This is a genomic window from Cryobacterium sp. 10I1 (genome assembly GCF_035019805.1).
Lineage (GTDB): Bacteria > Actinomycetota > Actinomycetes > Actinomycetales > Microbacteriaceae > Cryobacterium > Cryobacterium glucosi.
Genome location: NZ_JASJVF010000640.1, coordinates 1 through 284, shown reverse-complemented (window position 1 = coordinate 284; position 284 = coordinate 1). Strand labels below are relative to the sequence as shown.

1 pseudogene is annotated in these 284 nt (G+C 71.1%); it reads left to right on the top strand.

The annotated features are described in order from the left end of the window. A pseudogene (locus tag QN345_RS20125) lies at positions 1 to 284 on the top strand (HNH endonuclease); the annotation flags it as partial.

Sequence of the window (284 nt, the reverse complement as noted above, 5' to 3'; positions counted from 1 at the left end):
GCGCCCGGCGGGTGCGGGACGTGCTCGATGAGGCCGGCATCGCCGCCCGCGAGAAGGCCGTCTACGACGACCGGTCGCTGCGGTTCTGGCGGCTCCACACGGGGCAGGTGCGCATGGTCGGCCTGTTCGCCCCCGAAGACGGCGAGTACCTGATGAGTACCTACGACGCCATCACCAGTCCCCGCCGGGGCGGGGTCCGCTTTGTGGACAAGGAGCAGGCAGCGTGGGCGAAGCGCGTGCAGGACGACCCGCGCACCACCGAACAGCTCACCGCGGACGCATTC